Here is a 21,675-nt window from a genome sequence, read left to right as displayed (position 1 = left end):
TGCTGGAGGTGGGTGCTTCATGATGAGGCGTCCATCCGAACCAACGGTTATGGAGAAATGACAGCATGAGCAACTGGTTGGTAGACAAACTCATCCCCTCGATCATGCGTTCCGAGGTGAAGAAGAGCTCTGTGCCCGAGGGCCTGTGGCACAAGTGTCCGTCCTGCGATGCCGTGCTCTATCGTCCCGAGCTGGAAAAGACCCTGGACGTCTGCCCCAAGTGCAACCACCACATGCGCATCGGCGCGCGTGCGCGTATCGACCTGTTCCTCGATGCCGATGGTCGCGAAGAGCTGGGCGCCGATCTGGAACCCGTCGATCGCCTGAAATTCCGCGACAGCAAGAAGTACAAGGATCGCCTGTCCGCCGCACAGAAGCAGACCGGTGAGAAGGATGCGCTGATTTCCATGAGCGGTACGCTCGAAGGCATGCCGATCGCCGTCTGCGCGTTCGAATTTTCCTTCATGGGCGGCTCCATGGGCGCCATCGTTGGCGAGCGCTTCGTGCAGGCGGCCAACTACGCCCTGGAGAACCGTTGCCCGCTGGTGTGCTTCTCCGCTTCCGGTGGTGCGCGCATGCAGGAGGCGCTGATCTCGCTGATGCAGATGGCCAAGACCTCCGCTGCGCTGGCGCGCCTGCGTGAAGAAGGCCTGCCGTTCATCTCGGTACTGACCGATCCGGTCTACGGCGGCGTCTCCGCCAGCCTGGCCATGCTCGGCGACGTGATCGTGGCCGAGCCCAAGGCATTGATCGGCTTCGCCGGGCCGCGCGTGATCGAGCAGACCGTGCGCGAGAAACTGCCTGAAGGCTTCCAGCGCAGTGAGTTCCTGCTGGAGCATGGCGCCATCGACATGATCATTTCGCGCAACGAACTGCGTCCGCGTCTGGCTCGCCTGCTGGCGCAGCTGATGAATCGTCCTTCTCCGGTTGCGCTGCCGGCCACTGCATGATCGAACGTAGCCTGGGCGAGTGGCTCGCCTACCTCGAGCAACTGCATCCCTCGGCCATCGACATGGGCCTGGATCGCTCGCGCGAGGTGGCGCGGCGGCTCGGCCTGGGCAAGCCCGCGCCGCTGGTGATCACCGTGACCGGCACCAACGGCAAGGGCTCTACCTGTGCCTTTCTCGCCAGCCTGCTCGCCGAGCAGGGGCAGCGCGTCGGCGTCTACAGTTCGCCGCACCTGCTGCGCTACAACGAGCGTGTCGTCCTGCAGGGGCGCGAGGCGAGCGACGCGGAGCTCTGCCAGGCCTTTACGGCGGTCGAGGCGGCGCGCGGTGAGATCTCCCTGACCTACTTCGAAATGGGCACGCTGGCGGCCTTCTGGCTGTTCGAGCGCGCCGGGCTGGACGCGGTCGTGCTCGAGGTCGGGCTCGGCGGGCGTCTGGATGCGGTCAATCTCGTCGATGCCGACCTGGCGCTGATCACCAGCATCGGCCTGGACCATGCCGACTGGCTGGGCGACACGCGCGAGTCGGTGGCGTTCGAGAAGGCCGGGATCATGCGCGCCGGCAAGCCGGCGCTGTGCGCAGACCTCGATCCGCCACAGCCCTTGCTCAACCAGGCGCTGAACCTGGACACGCCGCTTTACCTGCGTGGGCGTGACTATGACCTGAGCGTCGATGAGCAGGACTGGTCCTGGTACGGTCTCGATACGCAGGGCAGGGTACTGCGGCTTGAACAGCTGCCGCTGCTCGATCTGCCGATGGAGAATGCCGCGCTGGCCTTGCAGGCCTACGCGCTGCTGCCGCTGCCCTGGTCCGCCGAGGCGATCCGTCGGGCCTTGCTGGCGACCCGGGTGACCGGGCGTCTGGATCGTCGCCAGGTGGATTGGCGTGGCAAGGCACTCACACTGTTGCTCGATGTTGGGCATAATCCCCATGCCGCCGATTATCTGGCGCAGCGTCTGCAGAGTCGCCCGGTGAGCGGCAAGCGTCGGGCCGTGTTCGGTCTGCTGGCGGACAAGGATCTGCCGGGGGTCGTCGCGCCGCTGCTCGGTGAGGTCGACGAGTGGGCCGTGGCGCCACTCGCCACGCCACGTTCGCGCCCGGCGCAGGCCCTCGCGGACCACCTGCAAGGGCTGGGGGCTGTGGTGACGCTGCACCCGGATGTGCATGCCGCACTGGACGCGCAGTGCGAGCGGGCGGCCGAGGGTGACGAGATTCTGTTGTTCGGATCGTTTTTCTGCGTGGCCGAGGCCCTGGACTGGCTGGCCCGCCCGGCTTGATAAGGGGATTGGGGGATGGCAATGCTGGACAAGGGGCTCAAGCAGCGCATGGTCGGTGCTCTGGTGCTGGTGGCACTGGCGGTGATTTTCCTGCCGATGCTGCTGTCGCGCGAGGACGAGATGCGCCGCGTCGTGGTCGACGCTCCGGACATGCCGCAAGCGCCGGCGACTGCCGAGATCATCGTGCAGCCGGCCGAGGTGGTCGAGCCCGAGGTGTTGCCGCAGGAACCCATTCCGGTCGAGGACGAGGCGCCGCAGGTGGTCGAGGTGCAGGAGCAGCCGAAGCCTGTCGTCGAGCCGAGCAAGCCGGAGCCGAGCAAGCCCGCGCCAGTGGCGACCACGGCGCCGGCCAAGCCGGACGCTCGCCTGGATGCCAACAGCCTGCCGATCAGCTGGTCGGTGCAACTGGCCAGTCTCTCCAGCCGCAGCGGTGCGGAAACCTTGCAGAAGACCCTGCGCAGCCAGGGCTACAACGCGTACATCCGCACCTTCGAGGGGATGAATCGGGTCTTCGTCGGTCCGCTGATCGAGCGTGCCGAGGCCGAGCGCCTGCGTGACCAGCTCAATCGCCAGCACAAGCTCAGCGGTTTCGTCGTGCGTTTTCAGCCAGAGGCCGGTTGAAGCTGACTGTGTGAAAACTCCTGCGCTTGGCCATGCTGCGTCAAGGGACGCCTCGCAATGCGCGTTTGCAGCCCGTGAAGCCGAACGCGACGTCGTTTTTGCCTTGCCTGACCTTCGCTCGCGACGTTTTCACATGGCCTGGAAGGCGGGACTTTTCATCGCCCGGTTACCCGATGCGCCGGGCTCTGGTAAAATGTTCCGCCTTTTCCGCTGGTAGGCCGCACCGTGGTATTCACCTGGGTCGATTGGGCGATCATCGCCGTCATCGCCATATCGAGTTTGATCAGCCTGAAGCGCGGCTTCGTCAAGGAAGCCCTGTCGCTGCTGACCTGGATCATCGCGGGCATCGTCGCCTGGATGTTCGGTGGCGCGCTGGCCCAGCATCTCGTCGAATTTATCGATACGCCTTCTGCACGGGTGATAGCGGCCTGTGCCATTCTCTTCATCGCCACCTTGCTGGTCGGCGCTCTGGTCAACTTTCTCATCGGTGAGCTGATTCGCGTGACTGGCCTGTCCGGTACCGACCGTTTTCTCGGCATGGTATTCGGCGCCGCACGGGGTGGCCTGCTGGTGGTGCTGCTGGTGGGGCTGGTCAGCCTGGCGCCGGTGGAGCAGGACGAATGGTGGCAGCAGTCACAGCTGGTGCCGCATTTTCTGATGGTCGCCGACTGGTCGAAGAACCTCATTCTGGGGTGGTCCGGTCAGTGGTTTTCCGGTGGAGCGGCTCACCCAGCCGATCTGCTTTAAAAGAGTGGCCAGTGCGGAGCAACCGCTGCGCTGGTCGCTGAATTAGCCTGAACTATCTAGCAGGGGTCGTGGCACATGTGTGGCATCGTCGGTATCGTCGGCAAGTCGAACGTCAATCAGGCGCTGTATGACGCGCTTACCGTCCTTCAGCATCGCGGCCAGGACGCTGCCGGCATCGTGACCAGCCATGATGGTCGCCTGTTCCTGCGCAAGGACAACGGCCTGGTGCGTGATGTGTTCCAGCAGCGCCACATGCAGCGCCTGGTGGGCGACATGGGCATCGGTCACGTGCGCTACCCGACCGCTGGCAGCTCCAGCTCGGCCGAGGCGCAGCCGTTCTACGTCAACTCGCCGTACGGCATCACCCTGGCGCACAACGGCAACCTGACCAACGTCGAGCAGCTGGCCAAGGAAATCTACGAGTCCGACCTGCGTCACGTGAACACCAACTCCGATTCGGAGGTACTGCTCAACGTCTTCGCTCATGAGCTGGCGCAGCGTGGCAAGCTGCAGCCGACCGAGGAAGACGTGTTCGCTGCGGTCACCCACGTGCACGAGCGTTGCGTCGGCGGTTACGCGGTGGTGGCGATGATCACCGGCTACGGCATCGTCGGCTTCCGCGACCCCAATGGCATTCGTCCGATCGTCTTCGGTCAGCGTCACACCGACGAAGGCGTCGAGTACATGATCGCCTCGGAAAGCGTCGCGCTGGACGTGCTCGGTTTCACCCTGATCCGTGATCTGGCTCCGGGCGAGGCGGTCTACATCACCGAAGATGGCCGTCTGTTCACCCGCCAGTGCGCGAAGAACCCGAGCTATGCGCCGTGCATCTTCGAACATGTCTACCTGGCGCGTCCGGATTCGATCATGGACGGCATCTCGGTGTACAAGGCGCGTCTGCGCATGGGCGAGAAGCTGGCCGAGAAGATCCTGCGCGAGCGTCCGCAGCACGACATCGACGTGGTCATCCCGATCCCGGACACCAGCCGTACTGCCGCGGTGGAGCTGGCCAACCACCTGGGCGTCAAGTTCCGCGAGGGCTTCGTCAAGAACCGCTACATCGGCCGTACCTTCATCATGCCCGGCCAGGCGGCGCGCAAGAAATCCGTACGGCAGAAGCTCAATGCCATCGAGCTGGAGTTCCGGGGCAAGAACGTGATGCTGGTGGACGACTCCATCGTGCGTGGCACCACCTGCAAGCAGATCATCCAGATGGCGCGCGAAGCCGGGGCGAAGAACGTCTACTTCTGCTCCGCCGCACCGGCCGTGCGTTATCCGAACGTCTACGGTATCGACATGCCCAGCGCCCATGAGCTGATCGCCCATGGTCGCACCACCGAGCAGGTGGGCGAGCTGATCGGCGCCGACTGGCTGGTCTACCAGGACCTGCAGGACCTGATCGAGGCGGTCAGCGGCAGCAAGAAGATCAAGATCGACAACTTCGACTGCGCGGTATTCGATGGCAAGTACGTGACCGGCGATGTCGACGAGGCCTACCTGAATCGCATCGAGCAGGCGCGCAACGATGCCAGCAAGGCCAAGTCGCAGGCTGTCAGTGCGATCATCGATCTGCACAACAACTGAAGCACGGGGCAGGGGATGCCTGCCCTCGGTCGTAGCCCGGATGCAATCCGGGGGAATGTCACACTGAAGTTCCCGGATTGCATCCGGGCTACTTATTCGTGAGGTAGAAAGATGACACTGGAATGGGATGCTGGGCGACTCGATAGCGATCTCGACGACGCAGGCTTCGACACCCTGGCGGTGCGTGCCGGTCAGCGCCGCTCGCCAGAGGGCGAGCACGGCGAGGCGCTGTTCCTCACCTCCAGTTACGTGTTCCGCACGGCCGCCGATGCGGCTGCGCGTTTCGCCGGCGAAGTGCCGGGCAACGTGTACTCGCGCTACACCAACCCCACCGTGCGCACCTTCGAGGAGCGCATTGCCGCGCTGGAGGGCGCCGAGCAGGCGGTCGCGACGGCGTCGGGCATGTCGGCGATCCTCGCCATCGTCATGAGCCTGTGCAGCGGCGGCGACCACGTGCTGGTATCGCGCAGCGTGTTCGGCTCCACCATCAGCCTGTTCGAGAAGTACCTCAAGCGTTTCGGTGTCGAGGTGGACTACGTGCCGCTGGCCGACCTGGACGCCTGGCAGGCGGCGTTCAAGCCCACTACCAAACTGCTGTTCGTCGAGTCGCCGTCCAACCCGCTGGCCGAGCTGGTGGATATCGCGGCGCTGGCCGAAATCGCTCATGCGCACGGTGCCCTGCTGGCGGTGGACAACTGCTTCTGCACGCCGGCTCTGCAGCAGCCGCTGAAGCTGGGCGCCGATATCGTCATGCACTCGGCGACCAAGTACATCGACGGCCAGGGCCGTGGCATGGGTGGTGTGGTGGCCGGGCGCAGCGAGCAGATGAAGGAAGTGGTGGGTTTCCTGCGCACCGCCGGCCCGACCCTGAGCCCGTTCAATGCCTGGCTGTTCATCAAGGGCCTGGAAACCCTGCGCATCCGCATGCGCGCGCAGAGCGAGAGCGCCCTGCAGCTGGCGCTGTGGCTGGAGCAGCAACCGCAGGTCGAGCGCGTCTACTACGCCGGCCTGCCCAGCCATCCGCAGCATGAACTGGCGAAGCGGCAGCAGAGCGCCTTCGGTGCGGTGGTCAGCTTCGAGGTCAAGGGCGGTCGCGACGCGGCCTGGAAGGTGATCGACGCCACGCGGGTGGTGTCCATCACCACCAACCTGGGCGACACCAAGACCACCATCGCTCACCCGGCGACCACGTCCCATGGGCGCCTGACGCCGCAGGAGCGCGCCAATGCCGGTATCCGCGACAGCCTGATCCGCCTTGCCGTGGGCCTGGAAGAGCTGCAGGACCTGAAAGCTGATCTTGCACGCGGCCTGGCTGCACTCTGAGCATGCTGGAGTGGGGTAACGACGATACGCCCAACAACGGGCGTGTCGCGCTGGTCACTGGTGCTGCGCGTGGCATTGGCCTGGGTATCAGCGCCTGGCTGATCACCGAGGGCTGGCAGGTGGTGCTCGCCGATATCGATCGGGAGCGGGGTTCCAGGGTCGCGCGTGCGCTGGGTGACAACGCCTGGTTCGTGGCCATGGACGTGGCCAAGGAAGATCAGGTGAGCCTCGGTGTTGCCGAGGTGCTGGGGCAGTTCGGTCGCCTCGATGCCCTGGTGTGCAGTGCCGCTATCGCCGAGCCGCACACGCCGGCGCTGGAGTCGCTCGATCTGAAGCGCTGGAATCGCATGCTGGCGGTGAACCTGACCGGGCCGATGCTGCTGGCCAAGCATTGCGCGCCTTATCTGCGCGGGCATCGCGGTGCCATCGTCAACATCGCCTCGACCCGGGCCAGCCAGTCCGAAGCCGATTGCGAGGCCTATGCAGCGAGCAAGGGTGGTCTGCTGGCGCTGACCCATGCGCTGGCCATCAGTCTCGGCCCGGACGTCCGGGTCAATTGCGTCAGCCCTGGCTGGATCGATGCGCGTGATCCGTCACAGCAGCGCCTGGAACCGTTGTCGGTGTTCGATCATGCCCAGCATCCGGTCGGGCGGGTCGGGACGGTCGAGGATGTCGCGGCGCAGGTCGCCTGGCTGCTCTCGGATGCGGCGGGCTTCATCACCGGCCAGGAGTTCGTCATCGATGGCGGCATGAGCCGCAAGATGATCTACCAGGACTGAGCGGGTCTGTGGCAGGCGCTTTGGCGGCGAGTTCGCAACGTCGCCTTCGCGGCTAAAGCCCCCTCCCGCGTCAGCATGGCGCAATGAAAAAGGCTCCCGAGGGAGCCTTTTTCATGCCGAGGCGAATTACATGTTGGGGTAATTCGGGCCGCCAGTGCCTTCCGGCGCCACCCAGGTGATGTTCTGGGCCGGGTCCTTGATGTCGCAGGTCTTGCAGTGCACGCAGTTCTGCGCGTTGATCTGGAACTTCTTCTCGCCGTCTTCCTGAGTCACCACCTCGTATACGCCAGCCGGGCAGTAACGCTGCGCCGGTTCGTCGTACAGTGGCAGATTCTTCGCCAGCGGGATGCTCGCGTCGGCCAGCTTGAGGTGGCAGGGCTGTTCTTCTTCATGGTTGGTGTTGGAGAGGAACACCGAGCTCAGCTTGTCGAAGCTCAGCTTGCCGTCCGGTTTCGGGTAGGCGATCTTCGCGCATTCGGCGGCCGGCTTCAGGCAGGCGTAGTCCGGCTTGTTGTCGTGCAGCGTGAAGGGCGCGTTGCCGCCGAAGATGTTCTGGTCCAGCCAGTTGATGCCGCCGCCGATGATGGTGCCGTACTTGTGGATGGCGGCGCCGAAGTTGCGGCTGCGGAACAGCTCGTCGTACAGCCAGCTGGCCTTGAAACCGTCGACATAGTTGTTCAGCTCGTCGCCACCCTCGCGGCCAGCGGCCAGTGCTTCGGCGATCGCGTCGGCGGCGAGCATGCCGGACTTCATCGCCGTGTGGCTGCCCTTGATCTTGGCGAAGTTCAGGGTGCCGAGGTCGCAGCCGATCAGCGCGCCGCCGGGGAAGACCATCTTCGGCAGCGAGTTGATGCCGCCCTTGCAGATGGCACGGGCGCCGTAGGCGACGCGCTTGCCGCCTTCCAGGTACTTGGCGATCACCGGATGGTGCTTGTAGCGCTGGAATTCGTCGAACGGGGACAGGTGCGGGTTGGCGTAGGACAGGTCGATGATCAGGCCGACCACCACCTGGTTGTTTTCCAGGTGATAGAGGAAGGAGCCACCGGTGTTTTCGGTGCCCATGATGTCCATCGGCCAGCCTGCGGTATGCACCACCAGGCCTTGCTCGTGCTTGGCCGGATCGATGTCCCAGATTTCCTTGATGCCAATGCCGTAGTGCTGGGCGTCGGCTTCGCTGTCCAGGTTGTACTTCTTGATCAGCTGCTTGCCGATGTGGCCACGGCAGCCTTCGGCGAACAGGGTGTACTTGGCGCGCAGCTCCATGCCGGGGGTGTAGTAGCCTTCCTTGGGATTGCCTTCGCGGTCCACACCCAGGTCGCCGGTGACGATGCCACGTACCACGCCGTTCTCGTCGATCAGCGCTTCCTGGGCGGCGAAGCCGGGATAGATCTCGACGCCGAGGTTCTCGGCCTGTTGCGCCAGCCAGCGGCACAGGTTGCCCAGGGAAATGATGTAGTTGCCTTCGTTGTGCATGGTTTTTGGCACAAAGAAGTCAGGAATTCGGGTAGCCTTGTCGGCATCGCGCAGCAGATAGATGTCATCGCGCTTGACCGGGGTGTTCAGCGGGGCGCCCAGCTCTTTCCAGTCAGGGAACAGCTCGTTCAGGGCGCGTGGCTCGAATACGGCACCGGAGAGGATGTGCGCACCGACTTCGGAGCCTTTCTCGACCACGCAGACGCTGATCTCCTGGCCCGCTTCAGCGGCTTTCTGCTTCAGTCGGCAGGCGGCTGACAGGCCGGACGGGCCGGCGCCGACGATGACGACGTCGAATTCCATAAATTCGCGTTCCACAGGCTATCTCCTACTCAAGGCTCTTCGATGTTTTATGTTGGAGGGCGCAGCTCGATCCCTGAGTGCGGCGCGGCCATTATATCTACACCCTTCCAGCGGGCCAATACAAACGTTTGTTTGAATTTTCTGTAGGCCTGTTAGAATCCTACTACATCGCGGATGACCGGCCGGTTCGCTGTATTGACCGAGCCAGGCCGCGGGGTCAAGATACGGGCGGTTTTGCGCTCGCCGTCTGGGCTAAAAGGTTGGCTCCTGCCAATTTGTATCGCTGACCAGGCTCGCCTTGGCGAGATTCTTATTCACCGGAGAGTAACGAGGAATCCATGAAGGTTCTTGTAGCTGTCAAACGAGTGGTTGACTACAACGTCAAGGTTCGCGTCAAGGCGGACAACAGCGGCGTCGACCTCGCCAACGTCAAGATGTCCATGAACCCCTTCTGCGAGATCGCCGTGGAAGAAGCCGTGCGCCTGAAGGAGAAGGGCGTGGCGAGCGAAATCGTCGTCGTCACCATCGGCCCGGCCACTGCCCAGGAGCAACTGCGCACCGCGCTGGCTCTCGGCGCCGACCGCGCCGTCCTGGTCGAGTCCAATGACGAGCTGAACTCCCTGGCCGTGGCCAAGCTGCTCAAGGCTGTGGTCGACAAGGAGCAGCCGCAGCTGGTGATCATGGGCAAGCAGGCCATCGACAGCGACAACAACCAGACCGGCCAGATGCTCGGTGCGCTGACTGGCTTCGGCCAGGGCACCTTCGCCTCCAAGGTCGAAGTGGCTGGCGACAAGGTCAACGTGACCCGTGAGATCGATGGCGGTCTGCAGACCGTTGCGCTGAACCTGCCGGCGATCGTCACCACCGACCTGCGTCTGAACGAGCCGCGTTATGCGTCGCTGCCGAACATTATGAAGGCCAAGAAGAAGCCGCTGGAGACCCTGACTCCGGACGCGCTGGGCGTTTCTACTGCCTCCACCGTCAAGACCCTGAAAGTCGAAGCACCGGCCGCTCGCAGCGCCGGCATCAAGGTCAAGTCCGTGGCTGAACTGGTCGAGAAACTGAAGAACGAGGCGAAGGTAATCTAAATGACTATCCTGGTTATCGCTGAACACACCAATGCCGCCCTGGCTGCCGCTACCCTGAACACCGTCGCTGCTGCGCAGAAGATCGGTGGCGACATTCACGTGCTGGTAGCCGGTGCCAATGCTGGCGCCGCTGCCGAAGCCGCTGCCAAAGTCGCTGGCGTGTCCAAGGTTCTGCTGGCCGACAACGCCGCCTATGCCAACCAGCTGCCGGAAAACGTCGCGCCGCTGGTTGCCGAGCTGGGCAAGGGCTACAGCCACATCCTGGCTGCCGCTACCAGCAACGGCAAGAACATCCTGCCGCGCGTCGCCGCTGCGCTGGATGTCGACCAGATCTCCGAGATCATCGCGGTCGAGAGCGCCGACACCTTCAAGCGTCCGATCTACGCCGGTAACGCCATCGCTACCGTGCAGTCCTCGGCTGCCATCAAGGTGATCACCGTGCGTTCCACCGGTTTCGACGCCGCTGCCGCCGAAGGTGGTTCCGCTGCCGTTGAAGCGGTATCCGGCCCGGCCGATGCCGGCAAGTCCGCCTTCGTCGGCGAAGAGCTGGCCAAGTCCGACCGTCCGGAACTGACCGCTGCCAAGATCGTCGTATCCGGCGGCCGCGGCATGGGCAATGGCGACAACTTCAAGCACCTGTACGCCCTGGCCGACAAGCTGGGCGCTGCCGTCGGTGCTTCGCGCGCCGCTGTCGACGCCGGCTTCGTGCCGAACGACATGCAGGTCGGTCAGACCGGCAAGATCGTCGCGCCGCAGCTGTACATCGCCGTCGGTATCTCCGGCGCGATCCAGCACCTGGCCGGCATGAAGGACTCCAAGGTGATCGTGGCGATCAACAAGGACGAAGAAGCGCCGATCTTCCAGGTGGCTGACTACGGCCTGGTCGCTGACCTGTTCGAAGCCGTACCGGAGCTGGAAAAGCTGGTCTGACCTGCTTTCCCGCTACGAAAAACCCGCTCTGATGAGCGGGTTTTTTATTGCCTGGCTTCAAGGCTGCTGCAGGCTGTCGAGGAAGCGCCGGTAGAGCAGGGCGCTTTCCTCGGGGCGTTCGAGCATCGGGGCGTGGCCGACGTTGTCCATGATCGCCACGCTGGACCTGTGCAACAGGGGTTGCATGACGTCGATGCTCGACACGTCCAGCACGCGATCCTGCTTGCCCCAGAGCAGCAGGGTCGGGGCCTCGATCTTGGGCAGTTCCGGCTCGAGGGGAATGTAGCGTTCGACCAGTTGCTGGAACACCTGGTCGTAGTGGCCCGCGTTGGCCATGCTCTGTTCGGCCATGTACTGCTTGAGCGACTCCGGCAGGTACGGGGGCTCGACGAAGACGAATTGCAGCAGGCGCTGGAAGTCCTCCTGGCTGCGCACCACCAGCGGGTTGTCGGCGCCGCGCTCCAGCAGCTGGAACAGTTCGCTCTTGTGCGGCGCTTCGACCCCGGCGTTGTCGAACAGCGCCAGCGAGCTGACACGCTGCGGATAGCGTGCGGCGTAGAGAGCGGCAATATGTCCGCCCATGGAGTTGCCCAGGACATGGGCGCGCTCGATTCCCAGCGCGTCGAGAATGCCGGCCAGGCGCTCGGCCTGGGTGCCGACGTCATAGCTGCCGGCGGGATGGTCGCTGTCGCCGAAGCCTGGCAGGTCCAGCGCGATCACCTGATAGTCGTGGGTCAGGTCGCGGGAGAAGCGCAGCCAGTTGTCCTTGTCCGCAGCGAAGCCATGGATCAATACCAGGGTTTCGGCCGTGTCCGGTCCTCCCCGGTAGTAATGGATGTTAAGATCGCCGACACGCAGTCGTTCATGGCTGAGCCCGGCGCGATACTGCTCGATCAGGCGCAACCCCGCCAGCTGGGTCGAGGGGAAGGCGTAGAGGATGGCAGCGCTGGCTGACAGCAGCACCAGTAGCAAGAGCAGCAGTTTTTTCATGGCGCGTCCTTATCGCGAATTATTATGGCGGCGCCATTAAGCTAGCATGAACACTGAAGGTTTCCGGGATGCTTCGTCATCCTGCCGATCAACGCATGAACCGAGAGTAGCCGATGCCTAAGCGTTATCCGTTTAAGTCGCTGTTGCTGTGGTGCGCCTTGGTCCTGATGCCGCTTACCGGCCTGGCTGCGGGCAAGTGCGAGCGCCTGGTGGCGACCGGTAACCCGGAATACCCCCCTTACCTGTGGCGCGACCCGCAGAACCCGCAGCAGTTGATCGGGGCCAATGCCGACCTGCTCAAGCACCTGGCCAAGGAACTGGGCGTGGTGGTCGACGTGATCTACACCGGCCCCTGGTCGCGGGCGCAGGACGAGGTGCGCACCGGGCGTGTCGACCTGCTCGCCGGCGCATTCATCACGCTGCCGCGTCTGGAGAACATGGATTACGTGCATCCGGCGTTCTTCTTCACGCCCAGCGTGGTCTGGGTGCGCAAGGACGAAGGGTTCGCCTATGGCAGCTGGATCGACCTGCAGGGGCATACCGGCGATACTTTGGTGGGCAACAGCTTCGGCCAGCAGTTCGATAGCTTCGCCAAGGAAAACCTGACCCTGGAAGGTGTTTCCAGCCTGACCCAGGCGTTTCAGAAGCTGCTGCTCGGGCGCACCGATTATGTGCTCTACGAGCGTTATCCCGGGCTGGCGCTGGCCGAGACCCTGGGCGTGGACGATGACCTCGAGGTGCTGGACCCACCGATCTCCAGTGAGGGCCTGTACCTCACCCTGTCGCACAACTCGGCCTGCAACGAGCCGTGGTTGCGCGGACAGCTGGCGCGGAAGATGACAGAATTGGTCGCCGCCGGGCTGCCCGAGCAGTTCCTGCAACACAACATGGAGTTGTGGAAGGCGCAGCAGATGCAGCCCGACCCGGTTGGCGACGTTACTCAGTAGGAAACTTGCGTGATCAAACGAACCTTTCCCTTGCTCATGGTGCTGGGCCTGACCGCCTGCGCCAGCGATCCTGCTCCCGTCGAGCAACTGCGCCTGACCGAACAGGCGCTGACCCAGGCCCGGACATTGGGCGTGGACGGTGAGCAATCGGCCTCCTTGCGCCTGGCCGAAGAAAAGTTCGCCCAGGCCCAGGCCGCGATGCAGGACGGCGAGAACAAGGCCGCGCGTCTGCTGGCCGAGCAGGCCGAGCTGGATGCACGCCTGGCCGAAGCCGAACATATCAATGCCAAGGGGCATGAGCAGTTGCTGGAAATCAATCAGCGTATCAATCGACTGCGCCAGCAGCTGGGGGCCATGTGATGAGGGCTTTCGGCAATCTGGGTGGTCTGTTGCTGGGGGCAGCGCTGCTGAGTGGCTGTGCGTTGAACCAGGCGGCGAACGAAGAGACGCTGGAGCGGGCGCGCGTGAGCTTCCAGTCCGTCAAGGAAGACCCCGGTGTCCTGCGGGCAGCACCCAAGGACGTGATCCGCGCCGGTGAGTCGCTGGCACGTGCCGAGCGTCTGTCGAGTTACTGGGGCAGCGCGGCGGACGTGCGTCACTACGCCTACCTCAGCCAGCGCTATGCCGAGATCGCCCGGCAGCACAGCGACATCAACCTCAATCAGGAGCGCGCGGCCAAGCTCGAGCTGGAGCGTCAGCGCCTGCAGCTAACCCTGCGTGAAGCCAAGCTGCTGAGTGTGCAGCAGCACAATGGCTGGCTGGAGGAGCAGATGGTCAGCCTGGCCACCAGCGAGACCGAGCGTGGCCTGGTGATGACGCTCGGCGACATGCTGTTCGATGCCGGCCGTGCGGATCTGCAGCCTGCGGCCAACCGCACGGTGCTCAAGCTCGTGCAGTTCCTGCAGATCAACCCGCAGCGGCGTGTACGCATCGAAGGCTATACCGACAACACCGGCGATACGGCGGAGAACCTGGCGCTGTCCCGCGCACGTGCGCAGGCGGTGGCCGATCTGCTCGTCGACCTCGGTATCGACGCCAAGCGCATCCAGGTCGCGGGCTATGGTGTCGACTTCCCCGTGGCCGAGAATGCCTCGGCGCGCGGGCGGGCGCAGAATCGCCGGGTGGAGATCGTCTTCTCCGACGAGCGCGGCAGGCTCGGCGCCGAGCGCTGACCCAGGCGTTACCCAGAACCCCGGCACTGGCCGGGGTTTTTTGTTGCCTGTCATCCGGGCCTCTGGCGCTGCTGGCGAGACACAGATACCCAGTGGGTGCTGTATGAAGGAAACTGTTCTAATCTGTGCCGGTACAATTGTGTAGCAATCGGTTACTGTTACGGTTCAGTGACCCGGAGGATGATCCATGACCAATCTGTTGCTCTATCAGCGCATCGCCCAGCAGTTGGCCGAGGACATCCGTCGTGGCGTCTATCAGCCGGGGGAGCGGGTGCCGTCCGTGCGCAAGATGAGCGCACAGCTCAATGTCAGCCACGCCACTGTGCTGCAGGCCTATGCCAACCTCGAGGACCAGGGGCTGATCCGGGCGCGGCCCCAGTCAGGCTTCTACGTGCACCAGACGCCCGCGCTGACGGCGCCGACGCCGGATATCGCCAAGGTGGAGCGCCCTGGGCTGGTCACCCGTGCCAGCATCATCAACCAGGTGCTGACCGAGTCGCGGCGCGAGGGGGTGTTCCCGCTCGGCGCTGCGGTGCCGCACGTCGATTACCTGCCGGTTCGGGCGCTGCACCAGCAACTGGCCAAGGTCACCCGCTTTCACAGTCCACGCGCGTTCAGCTACATGTTCAGCCCCGGCTTCGAGCCGCTGCGCCGCCAGGTGGCGATCCGCATGCGTGATGCGGGTGTGGTGGTCGATCCGTCGGAGGTGGTGATCACCCATGGTTGCGTGGACGCCCTGCAGATGAGCCTGCGCGTGCTGACCAAGCCGGGAGACCTGATCGCCGTCGAGTCGCCGACCTACTATGGCTTGTTGCAGCTGGCCGACTTGCTCGGGCTCAAGGTCATCGAGATTCCCTGTGACCCGACTACCGGCATCAGTCTCGAGGCCTTGCAGCTGGCGGCCAACCAGTGGCCGATCAAGGCGCTGGTGCTGACCGCACGGCTGTCCAATCCGCTGGGTGGCACCATACCCGAGGAGCGTCAGCGCCAGCTGTTGCGCCTGGCCGGGGACTACGATTTCCAGATCGTCGAGGACGACATCTACGGCGAGCTGATGTTCGAGCAGGGGCCGACCAAGGCGCTCAAGTCGCACGACCGCGAGAGCCGGGTGATCTACTGCTCGAGCTTCTCCAAGACGCTGTCGCCGGGGGTGCGCATCGGCTGGATCGTCGCCGGCAAGTATCAGGACGAGATTCAGCGCCTGCAGACCTTTACCACGCACTCGGCCTGCAGCGTCACGCAGATGGCGGTGGCGGCTTACCTGGAGAACGGCGGATATGACCGCCACCTGCGGCATATCCGCCAGGAGTACCGCAAGAACCTCAGCGCCTTCCAGCTAGCGGTGCAGCAGTATTTCCCCGCAGGGACGCAGATGACCCGGCCCAAGGGCGGTTTCATTCTCTGGGTCAGCCTGCCGGCGCGGGTCAACACCAAGGACCTGCATGTGCGGGCGCTGCAGCAGGGCATCTCGATCGCGCCGGGGCTGATCTTCAGCAACACCGAGCAGTTCAACCATTGCGTGCGCCTCAACTGCGGCATCCCGTGGAATCGCGAGGCGGAGCGGGCGTTGATGACGCTGGGCATGCTGGCCACGCAGTTGTGCCAGGAAGCCGGCGGCGTCTGGGAATCGTGAAAATATCGGCGGGCGTTAACCCGTCCGGGGAGGGGGCTGCGTCTACCTGAGCGAAGGTCTCGTGCCATTGCCCAGGAGGTGCCACATGTCCCCCCATCGTTCGTCGTTCGTTCGCCCGCTTGCCGTCGGGTTCTCGGCTGGTGCCTTGCTGGCATTGGCAGCGTGCAGTGCTTCCGGGCCGGAGCCCGAGGCGCAGGCCAGCAAAGCCGAAGCCGCACCGGTCCTGCGTGAGCGCGCGGCCAAGCCGGCCGCCGCGCTGGAGATGCTCGCCGAGCCGAGCCAGAAGCGCATGGCGCAGCTCGCCCATGCGCCTGCACCTCTCGCCGATGTCCTGCCGCCAGGCTATCGCGACGAGTCGCGCGAGCAGTACCAGGCCTACGCCGACAACCCGGTCTTCGCCGTCAGCGAGACGCCGGTGTCCACCTTCAGCATCGATGTCGACACCGGCAGCTATGCCAACGTGCGACGCTTCCTCAACGGCGGGCAGTTACCGCCGCAGGATGCGGTGCGCCTGGAGGAGCTGGTCAACTATTTCCCCTATGCCTACCCGTTGCCCCAGGGCGATGCGCCGTTCGGTGTCAGCACCGAACTGGCGGTGACACCCTGGAACCCGGAGACCCGCCTGCTGCGTATTGCCATCAAGGCGTCTGATCGCCGCGTCGAGGAGATGCCGCCGGCCAACCTGGTGTTCCTCGTCGATGTCTCCGGCTCGATGCACCGCCGGGAGGGCCTGCCGATGGTGCAGGGCACCCTGAAGTTGCTGGTCGACCAGCTGCGCCCGCAAGACCGTGTGTCGCTGGTGACCTATGCCGGTGCCAGCCAGGTGGTGCTGGACTCCACGCCGGGCAGCGACAAGGCGGCCATTCGTGGTGCCATCGAGCAGCTGACGGCCGGCGGCTCGACGGCGGGGGAGTCGGGCATTCAACTGGCCTACCAGCAGGCGCAGAAACACCTGATGAAGGACGGCATCAACCGCATCCTGCTGGCCACCGATGGTGACTTCAACGTCGGCATCAGTGACTTCGACAGCCTCAAGCAACTGGCTGCGGACAAGCGCAAGACCGGGGTGTCCCTGACGACCCTGGGCTTTGGTGTGGACAACTACAACGAACGCCTGATGGAGCAGCTGGCGGATGCCGGCAACGGCAACTACGCCTATATCGACAACCTGCGTGAAGCACGCAAGGTGCTGGTCGACCAGCTGGGTTCCACGCTGGTGACGGTAGCTGGCGACGTGAAGCTGCAGCTGGAGTTCAACCCGGCGCAGGTCAGCGAGTATCGCCTGCTGGGTTACGAGAACCGTGCGCTCAAGCGCGAGGACTTCAGCAACGACAAGGTCGACGCGGGCGAGATCGGCGCCGGGCACAGCGTCACCGCGCTGTACGAGATCGTTCCGGCCGGCGCCAAGGGCTGGCTGGAGCCGTTGCGCTACCAGCCGCGCACGCAGCCGGAGAGCAGGGCGGGTGAACTGGCCTGGTTGCGCATCCGCTACAAGGCTCCTGGCACGTCGACGAGCCGCTTGCTGGAGCGTCCCATCCTGCGCGCGCAGGCGCAGCCGATCGCCACTGCCAGCGAAGACCTGCGCTTTGCTGCGGCGGTAGCGGCGTTCGCCCAGCAGCTCAAGGGTGGTCGCTACACCGGGGACTTCGACCTGGCGCGCAGTATCGACCTGGCGCGCTCGGCCAAGGGCGAGGATCGCTTTGGCCTGCGTGGCGAGTTCATTCAGCTGGCCGAAATCGCCCAGAGCCTGCAAACTTCCGGCTCGACCCAGACACGAGCCCTGCAGTGAACGCACCTCTCACGGATGACGACGCCGCCTTGTTGCGGCGTTACCGCCGCGGCGATGCCGCGGCCTTCAACGCGTTGTACCAGCGCCATCGGCTAGGCCTGTTTCGCTTCCTGCTCGGACTGTGCGGCGAGCATGCCCTGGCCGAGGAAGTGTTCCAGGAAACCTGGATGAGCCTGGTGCGCAGCCAGAGCGAGCAGCGCGAGGCCGTGCTGTTCAAGACCTGGCTGTATCAGATCGCGCGTAATCGCCTGATCGATCACTGGCGCAAGAGTGGCCGACAGCAGACCGGGCACGAGCCCTACGATGAGGGCCAGCATGCCCAGGTCGACCCGCAGCCGGGGCCGGAGCAGCGCTGGGGGCTGACGCGTGACAGCGAGCGGCTGCAGGCGGCGCTGGCCGACTTGCCGGAGGAGCAGCGCGAAGTGTTCCTGCTGCGCGCCCATGGCGACCTGGAACTGAACGAGATTGCCGAGTTGACCCGCACGCCGGCCGAGACGGTCAAGAGCCGTCTGCGCTACGCCCTGCAGAAGTTGCGCCGGCTGCTGGCCACCGAGGAGTTGTCCGCATGACAGATGAACGAGAACCTCTGGAGCACGAACAGGCGCTGCTGGCGCACTTCCGTGCCCACGGCAGTGGCGAGCCCTCGGCCGAGCTGGATACACGCATCCTGATGGCGGCCAGCGCGGCCGCGCGCGATGCCAAGGGCGCGGCTGCGGCCGAGGCCGGATGGGGGCAGCGCCTGCACCAGTGGCTGTTCGGCAGCGGTCGGCAGCGTTGGTCGGTGGCGCTGGCCGGTGTGGCCTGCCTGGGCATCGGCGTCAGCCTGACCTGGCGCACGCTGGAGCAGACGCCGGAGGCCTTCGACAGCGTGCCGCCGAGCGTGGTGATGAGCCCGGCGCCACCGGCGCAGATGGCCGCCAAGCGCGCAGCGGAGAACGAGTCGGTGGCGCGTATGGCCGAGCCGCGAGAGCGCATGAAGAGCGAGGCCATGGCACGCCAGGCCGCCCCGGTCGCCCCGGCGGCGTTGGTCGATGCCCCCATGGCCAGCACCGCTGCAAGCGAACCGCTGGCCGAGCTGGTCGTCCAGAGCGAGCCGCGCGAGGCCTTGCTGCGCCTGCTCGAGCTGCGTCGAGCGGGGGAGAAGGACAAGGCCCAGCAGCTGTACGACCAGTTGCAGGCCGACTACCCGCAGCTGGATATCGAGGCCGAACTGACGCATCTGGCCACGCAACCGCCGCAAGACTGATGTCAGGTAAAGGTCATGTAAGTCGGCTTGCCAGCCATGCCCGGTCGGAGGAGCATGGTTGTCTCATTCACCGAGTTGCCGTTGTCCCATGATGCGTAAGTCCGCTCTGTTGCTGTTGTGCCTGGGTTTGCTGAGCGCCTGCGAGCGTGCGGCAGACCCCGTCGCGCAACGGCCGGAATCCGTTCCGCTGGTGGCTGAGTCTGCCGTCGAGGCGCAGGCAGTCGAGGTGGCCAGCACAGCGCCTGTCGACGCGCAGCCAGTGGCCGAGGCGGTTGAAGCCACGCCCGCCCGTGCCGAGCCGCAGCCTGCCGCGAAACCCAAGGCCGAGGTCGGCAAGGCGCCCCGAGCTACCTCCGAAGCGACGCCGGCACTGGACCTGAGCGTGCCGCGGGAGCTGTTCGCGCAGGCCCTGGAAGGCGAAACCCGCGAGGATCTTGCACCGCTGCTGCCGCCATTGTTCGGCGAGAAGCCCGAGCTGCAGAGCCCATTCCAGATCAGCGGCCGACTGATCAGCAATGAGCGCGAGGACGATTACTGGGATTCGATCGAAGGCGCCGAGGTACAGTTCGAGTTCAAGCGGTAGGCGGCTGGTAATCGCCGCTTATCTCGCTCGCTACGATCAGGATGGATTGCGGGCTGGCTCAAGTCCGTACGGGCAGCATGCTGTTACCATCGCCGGCCTCTGAATCTGAATCACTGGCAAGGAGTGCCGAATGTCCGTCATGGCCGATGAGTTCGATTGCCCCTCTCAGGACAGAGTGGTGCTCGCCTTGCTTGCGTTCATCACGCCCATTCTCGCGGGTGTTTTCCTGCCTTGGTGGAGCGTGCTGTGGCTTATCGTGTCACTACTCTTTGTCATGGCAATCATCGCCCTCGCGGGATATCCGAAGATCGCCAGGCATCTGCCCGAGCCCCTGCTCCTGCTGTTGATCGCTTTCGGCTTTCAGCTCTGGGGGGAGGTTTCCGGCTGGTTGGGGTTCTTTGTCGGGTTATTCATCCTGCTCTTTGGCTGCGTGCATCTGCTGCTGTGGGTGAATTTTCTGGATCTCGGAAACCCCAGGGTCCAGCACAACCTCGATCTGCGCTTTCAGGGCACGCGGCCAGCATTGGCGGTTGCTCCCCGGACAAGCTACTGCCCGCAGCACAGCACTGTCTGGCTGGCGACATCAGCTGATGGTTTCGCCTGGGCCGTAGATGCTCGGGTGGCCAACGGACTGCGGACGAGCATCGATCGGTGGTCCCCTCGCGTGATTGCCCAAGATGTCGTTGAAGATTCGTTGGTGCCGCGCGCTTCGTCTTCCATCGTCAACCCTGCGGTGCAGGAGGCGCACTGTCGGGGAGAAATCGATGCCAGCGGCCATCTGATCTTCACGTCGCCGCAAGGTGGCCACATGCTGCGTGGCGAGCCGGTCGGCGTGGAGCCCGGCTATAGCCTGTGGTTGGATGATCAACCCAGCGGGTTGTTGCTTGAGCAGGGGGCGTCGGTATTGTGGCGCGATGACGGCGAGGCCCTGGCCTGTCGGGCGCGTGCCGAGAGCCAGCCGGTTGAAGAAATCGCCACATGGCTATGGCAAGCGAGCTCCGGTTGGCGCCCTCTGGATGTGCCTTGGCAGTCGCTCGACGATGAACCGCAGGTCGAGTGGCGTGCGCCCAGCCGACTGGAGGGCGCGCGTCTCGTTTACGATGCCTGGCTGCGGCCGAGCACTGACCGGCCATCGACCGCTGCCTGCCCGTTGAAGCTGTGCATCGAGCTGGATGGAGACCAGACGGAGCGCGTTTCGTTGTTGTTACCGGCAATGCAGGGTGGCGTACAGCCCTGCCTGAAGCTGCTGCGCAAGAGCCGCGATGGCCGCCGTCATGCCTTTAGCTGCATGATCGGAGACTGGCAGTTACCGGGGCTTTGGTGTCTCGACCAGCTCACGTCCGACTGCGGGCGATACCTGGCATTGACCGCTTTCGCCGAGGCGCCTGCCGTCGTGCACCGACTGGCCGTGGCGGATGTTCTGGCTCGACGCCTGATCTTTCTCGAGCAAGCGTTCTTGATCGCCGGGTTGGATACGTTCCAGGAGGGTGTCATCACTCTGCAGCAGATCACCGGACGGCAAGCCGCAGTCGGCGCTGGCGGCCTGCCGCGTCTGGAGGCGCAGGCACCTGCGGCGGATCAGGCTGATGCCTTTGTCGCCCAGGGGCGCTTGCAGTATCGGTCCGTACGGGTGGCGGTAGATCCCTGGTCGTTGCGTCCGATACCCAACTGGCGTGTGCAGTCGGGACCGGTGCCCGCCAGTGCCCTGGGGGATTACGTGCTCCCTGCGCCAGATGGGCGGGACGCCGCTTGGCTGTTCGGGCTGGACGGCGCCGAGGTGGAAGTCGCTGCACAGGCTCCAGGGGGCGCTTGTGTGTTGACCGCTTCCGGTTGTGCCCTAGCTGACCTGGCACCGTCGCTGATCTGGTCGACGGATGGTCGCTACCTGGCGCTAACCCGTCGAGTTGCTGGCGCGGATGGTGCGGCTTGGTATCTGCTGGTGTTGGACACCCATGAACACACGTTGCGTCATTCCGATCAGCCGCTGGAACAGTCGCCATGTCTGCAGGCGTTCGATGAGACTGGACTGCATGTTGCTGGCGCCGCTCAGGTTGCAGAACTGATCACGCTGCAGGTGCTACTGGCGCTACCCCGACAGATGCTGATTCGCAGTGGCGATATCTGGTTGCCAGCGGAACAATTGAGCGATGCCGTGCATTGGCTGCGATTGGATCGGGAACATTTGCAGAGCTGGCAGTCACTCACCTGACCCCTCGCGCCCAGGGACGAGCTGATCTGGGCGT

General features: G+C 64.5%; 20 protein-coding genes. 18 read left to right on the top strand and 2 right to left on the bottom strand.

All coding sequences use genetic code 11. From position 1 onward, the window contains the following. Positions 1–65: 65 nt before the first annotated feature. The 7 genes from accD (at position 66) to E4487_RS13730 (ending at position 7,278) form a co-directional block, all read left to right on the top strand. A complete protein-coding gene (gene accD / locus E4487_RS13760; RefSeq protein WP_037054398.1) occupies positions 66–950 on the top strand; it encodes an acetyl-CoA carboxylase, carboxyltransferase subunit beta in 885 nt (294 codons plus the stop codon). After that, positions 947–2,224, top strand: coding sequence for a bifunctional tetrahydrofolate synthase/dihydrofolate synthase (gene folC, locus E4487_RS13755; RefSeq protein ID WP_150609281.1), 1,278 nt, complete (start codon positions 947–949; stop codon positions 2,222–2,224). The genes accD and folC overlap by 4 nt, the downstream gene beginning before the upstream one ends. A gap of 15 nt (positions 2,225–2,239) precedes the next feature. Continuing rightward, positions 2,240–2,845 carry an SPOR domain-containing protein gene (locus E4487_RS13750; protein ID WP_134677815.1) on the top strand — a complete coding sequence of 202 codons (606 nt, stop codon included), beginning with the start codon at positions 2,240–2,242 and terminating at the stop codon, positions 2,843–2,845. Between the two features lie 225 nt (positions 2,846–3,070). Beyond that, positions 3,071–3,592: a CvpA family protein gene (locus E4487_RS13745; protein ID WP_037054393.1), complete on the top strand. Its 522-nt coding sequence runs from the start codon at positions 3,071–3,073 to the stop codon at positions 3,590–3,592. Between the two features lie 75 nt (positions 3,593–3,667). Beyond that, positions 3,668–5,176: an amidophosphoribosyltransferase gene (gene purF, locus E4487_RS13740; RefSeq protein ID WP_037054392.1), complete on the top strand. Its 1,509-nt coding sequence runs from the start codon at positions 3,668–3,670 to the stop codon at positions 5,174–5,176. A 111-nt stretch (positions 5,177–5,287) separates the two neighbouring features. Beyond that, positions 5,288–6,499, top strand: a complete 1,212-nt coding sequence (locus E4487_RS13735; protein ID WP_037054391.1) for an O-succinylhomoserine sulfhydrylase — start codon at positions 5,288–5,290, stop codon at positions 6,497–6,499. 2 nt (positions 6,500–6,501) lie between these two features. Next, positions 6,502–7,278: an SDR family oxidoreductase gene (locus E4487_RS13730; protein ID WP_037054389.1), complete on the top strand. Its 777-nt coding sequence runs from the start codon at positions 6,502–6,504 to the stop codon at positions 7,276–7,278. A 126-nt stretch (positions 7,279–7,404) separates the two neighbouring features. Here E4487_RS13730 and E4487_RS13725 read toward each other — a convergent pair whose 3' ends face one another. Then, positions 7,405–9,069 carry an electron transfer flavoprotein-ubiquinone oxidoreductase gene (locus E4487_RS13725; RefSeq protein WP_175253625.1) on the bottom strand — a complete coding sequence of 555 codons (1,665 nt, stop codon included), beginning with the start codon at positions 9,067–9,069 and terminating at the stop codon, positions 7,405–7,407. Between the two features lie 323 nt (positions 9,070–9,392). Between E4487_RS13725 and E4487_RS13720 the strand changes: the two genes are divergently transcribed. Both E4487_RS13720 and E4487_RS13715 read left to right on the top strand, forming a co-directional pair. Further along, positions 9,393–10,142, top strand: coding sequence for an electron transfer flavoprotein subunit beta/FixA family protein (locus E4487_RS13720; RefSeq protein ID WP_037054384.1), 750 nt, complete (start codon positions 9,393–9,395; stop codon positions 10,140–10,142). Continuing rightward, positions 10,143–11,072, top strand: coding sequence for an electron transfer flavoprotein subunit alpha/FixB family protein (locus E4487_RS13715; RefSeq protein ID WP_037054381.1), 930 nt, complete (start codon positions 10,143–10,145; stop codon positions 11,070–11,072). Between the two features lie 57 nt (positions 11,073–11,129). Here the strand turns inward: E4487_RS13715 and E4487_RS13710 are convergent, their stop codons facing one another. After that, positions 11,130–12,062, bottom strand: coding sequence for an alpha/beta fold hydrolase (locus tag E4487_RS13710; RefSeq protein ID WP_175253624.1), 933 nt, complete (start codon positions 12,060–12,062; stop codon positions 11,130–11,132). 113 nt (positions 12,063–12,175) lie between these two features. Between E4487_RS13710 and E4487_RS13705 the strand changes: the two genes are divergently transcribed. The 9 genes from E4487_RS13705 (at position 12,176) to E4487_RS13665 (ending at position 21,641) form a co-directional block, all read left to right on the top strand. Next, positions 12,176–13,009 (top strand): ABC transporter substrate-binding protein, encoded by an 834-nt coding sequence (locus tag E4487_RS13705; protein ID WP_175253623.1) that lies wholly within the window; start codon positions 12,176–12,178, stop codon positions 13,007–13,009. A gap of 9 nt (positions 13,010–13,018) precedes the next feature. Then, the gene (locus E4487_RS13700; protein ID WP_175253622.1) at positions 13,019–13,369 is read left to right on the top strand and encodes a DUF4398 domain-containing protein; all 351 of its coding nucleotides are present in this window, start codon (positions 13,019–13,021) and stop codon (positions 13,367–13,369) included. Beyond that, a complete protein-coding gene (locus tag E4487_RS13695; protein ID WP_175253621.1) occupies positions 13,369–14,181 on the top strand; it encodes an OmpA family protein in 813 nt (270 codons plus the stop codon). Before E4487_RS13700 ends, E4487_RS13695 begins: the two co-directional genes overlap by 1 nt. 187 nt (positions 14,182–14,368) lie before the next feature. Beyond that, positions 14,369–15,814 (top strand): PLP-dependent aminotransferase family protein, encoded by a 1,446-nt coding sequence (locus E4487_RS13690; RefSeq protein ID WP_037054373.1) that lies wholly within the window; start codon positions 14,369–14,371, stop codon positions 15,812–15,814. Between the two features lie 85 nt (positions 15,815–15,899). Further along, on the top strand, positions 15,900–17,603 hold the full coding sequence (locus E4487_RS13685; RefSeq protein WP_175253620.1) for a VWA domain-containing protein: 1,704 nt from the start codon (positions 15,900–15,902) through the stop codon (positions 17,601–17,603). After that, positions 17,600–18,172, top strand: coding sequence for an RNA polymerase sigma factor (locus E4487_RS13680; RefSeq protein WP_175253619.1), 573 nt, complete (start codon positions 17,600–17,602; stop codon positions 18,170–18,172). Before E4487_RS13685 ends, E4487_RS13680 begins: the two co-directional genes overlap by 4 nt. Continuing rightward, complete coding sequence (locus E4487_RS13675) at positions 18,169–18,849, top strand: hypothetical protein (protein ID WP_175253618.1); 681 nt, start codon at positions 18,169–18,171, stop codon at positions 18,847–18,849. Before E4487_RS13680 ends, E4487_RS13675 begins: the two co-directional genes overlap by 4 nt. Before the next feature lie 91 nt (positions 18,850–18,940). Then, entirely contained in the window at positions 18,941–19,432 is a 492-nt protein-coding gene (locus E4487_RS13670; protein ID WP_257229426.1) for a hypothetical protein, read from the top strand. A 130-nt stretch (positions 19,433–19,562) separates the two neighbouring features. Beyond that, entirely contained in the window at positions 19,563–21,641 is a 2,079-nt protein-coding gene (locus tag E4487_RS13665; RefSeq protein ID WP_175253616.1) for a hypothetical protein, read from the top strand. The last annotated feature ends 34 nt before the right edge of the window (positions 21,642–21,675 follow it).

It is taken from the genome of Pseudomonas sp. BMW13 (assembly GCF_013357275.1).
In the GTDB taxonomy this organism is placed as follows: Bacteria; Pseudomonadota; Gammaproteobacteria; order Pseudomonadales; family Pseudomonadaceae; genus Aquipseudomonas; species Aquipseudomonas khazarica.
Note: the sequence above shows the minus strand (reverse complement) of the source record. Positions and strands in the feature narration are given on the sequence as shown.

Coding starts and splice junctions, on each gene's coding strand:
- E4487_RS13675 (WP_175253618.1), top strand. CDS start 18,169: ATGACAGATGAACGAGAACCTCTGGAGCACGAACAGGCGCTGCTGGCG.
- E4487_RS13730 (WP_037054389.1), top strand. CDS start 6,502: ATGCTGGAGTGGGGTAACGACGATACGCCCAACAACGGGCGTGTCGCG.
- E4487_RS13685 (WP_175253620.1), top strand. CDS start 15,900: ATGTCCCCCCATCGTTCGTCGTTCGTTCGCCCGCTTGCCGTCGGGTTC.
- purF (WP_037054392.1), top strand. CDS start 3,668: ATGTGTGGCATCGTCGGTATCGTCGGCAAGTCGAACGTCAATCAGGCG.
- accD (WP_037054398.1), top strand. CDS start 66: ATGAGCAACTGGTTGGTAGACAAACTCATCCCCTCGATCATGCGTTCC.
- E4487_RS13690 (WP_037054373.1), top strand. CDS start 14,369: ATGACCAATCTGTTGCTCTATCAGCGCATCGCCCAGCAGTTGGCCGAG.
- E4487_RS13665 (WP_175253616.1), top strand. CDS start 19,563: ATGTCCGTCATGGCCGATGAGTTCGATTGCCCCTCTCAGGACAGAGTG.
- E4487_RS13750 (WP_134677815.1), top strand. CDS start 2,240: ATGGCAATGCTGGACAAGGGGCTCAAGCAGCGCATGGTCGGTGCTCTG.
- E4487_RS13710 (WP_175253624.1), bottom strand. CDS start 12,062: ATGAAAAAACTGCTGCTCTTGCTACTGGTGCTGCTGTCAGCCAGCGCT.
- E4487_RS13705 (WP_175253623.1), top strand. CDS start 12,176: ATGCCTAAGCGTTATCCGTTTAAGTCGCTGTTGCTGTGGTGCGCCTTG.
- E4487_RS13670 (WP_257229426.1), top strand. CDS start 18,941: ATGCGTAAGTCCGCTCTGTTGCTGTTGTGCCTGGGTTTGCTGAGCGCC.
- E4487_RS13720 (WP_037054384.1), top strand. CDS start 9,393: ATGAAGGTTCTTGTAGCTGTCAAACGAGTGGTTGACTACAACGTCAAG.
- E4487_RS13735 (WP_037054391.1), top strand. CDS start 5,288: ATGACACTGGAATGGGATGCTGGGCGACTCGATAGCGATCTCGACGAC.
- E4487_RS13715 (WP_037054381.1), top strand. CDS start 10,143: ATGACTATCCTGGTTATCGCTGAACACACCAATGCCGCCCTGGCTGCC.
- folC (WP_150609281.1), top strand. CDS start 947: ATGATCGAACGTAGCCTGGGCGAGTGGCTCGCCTACCTCGAGCAACTG.
- E4487_RS13695 (WP_175253621.1), top strand. CDS start 13,369: ATGAGGGCTTTCGGCAATCTGGGTGGTCTGTTGCTGGGGGCAGCGCTG.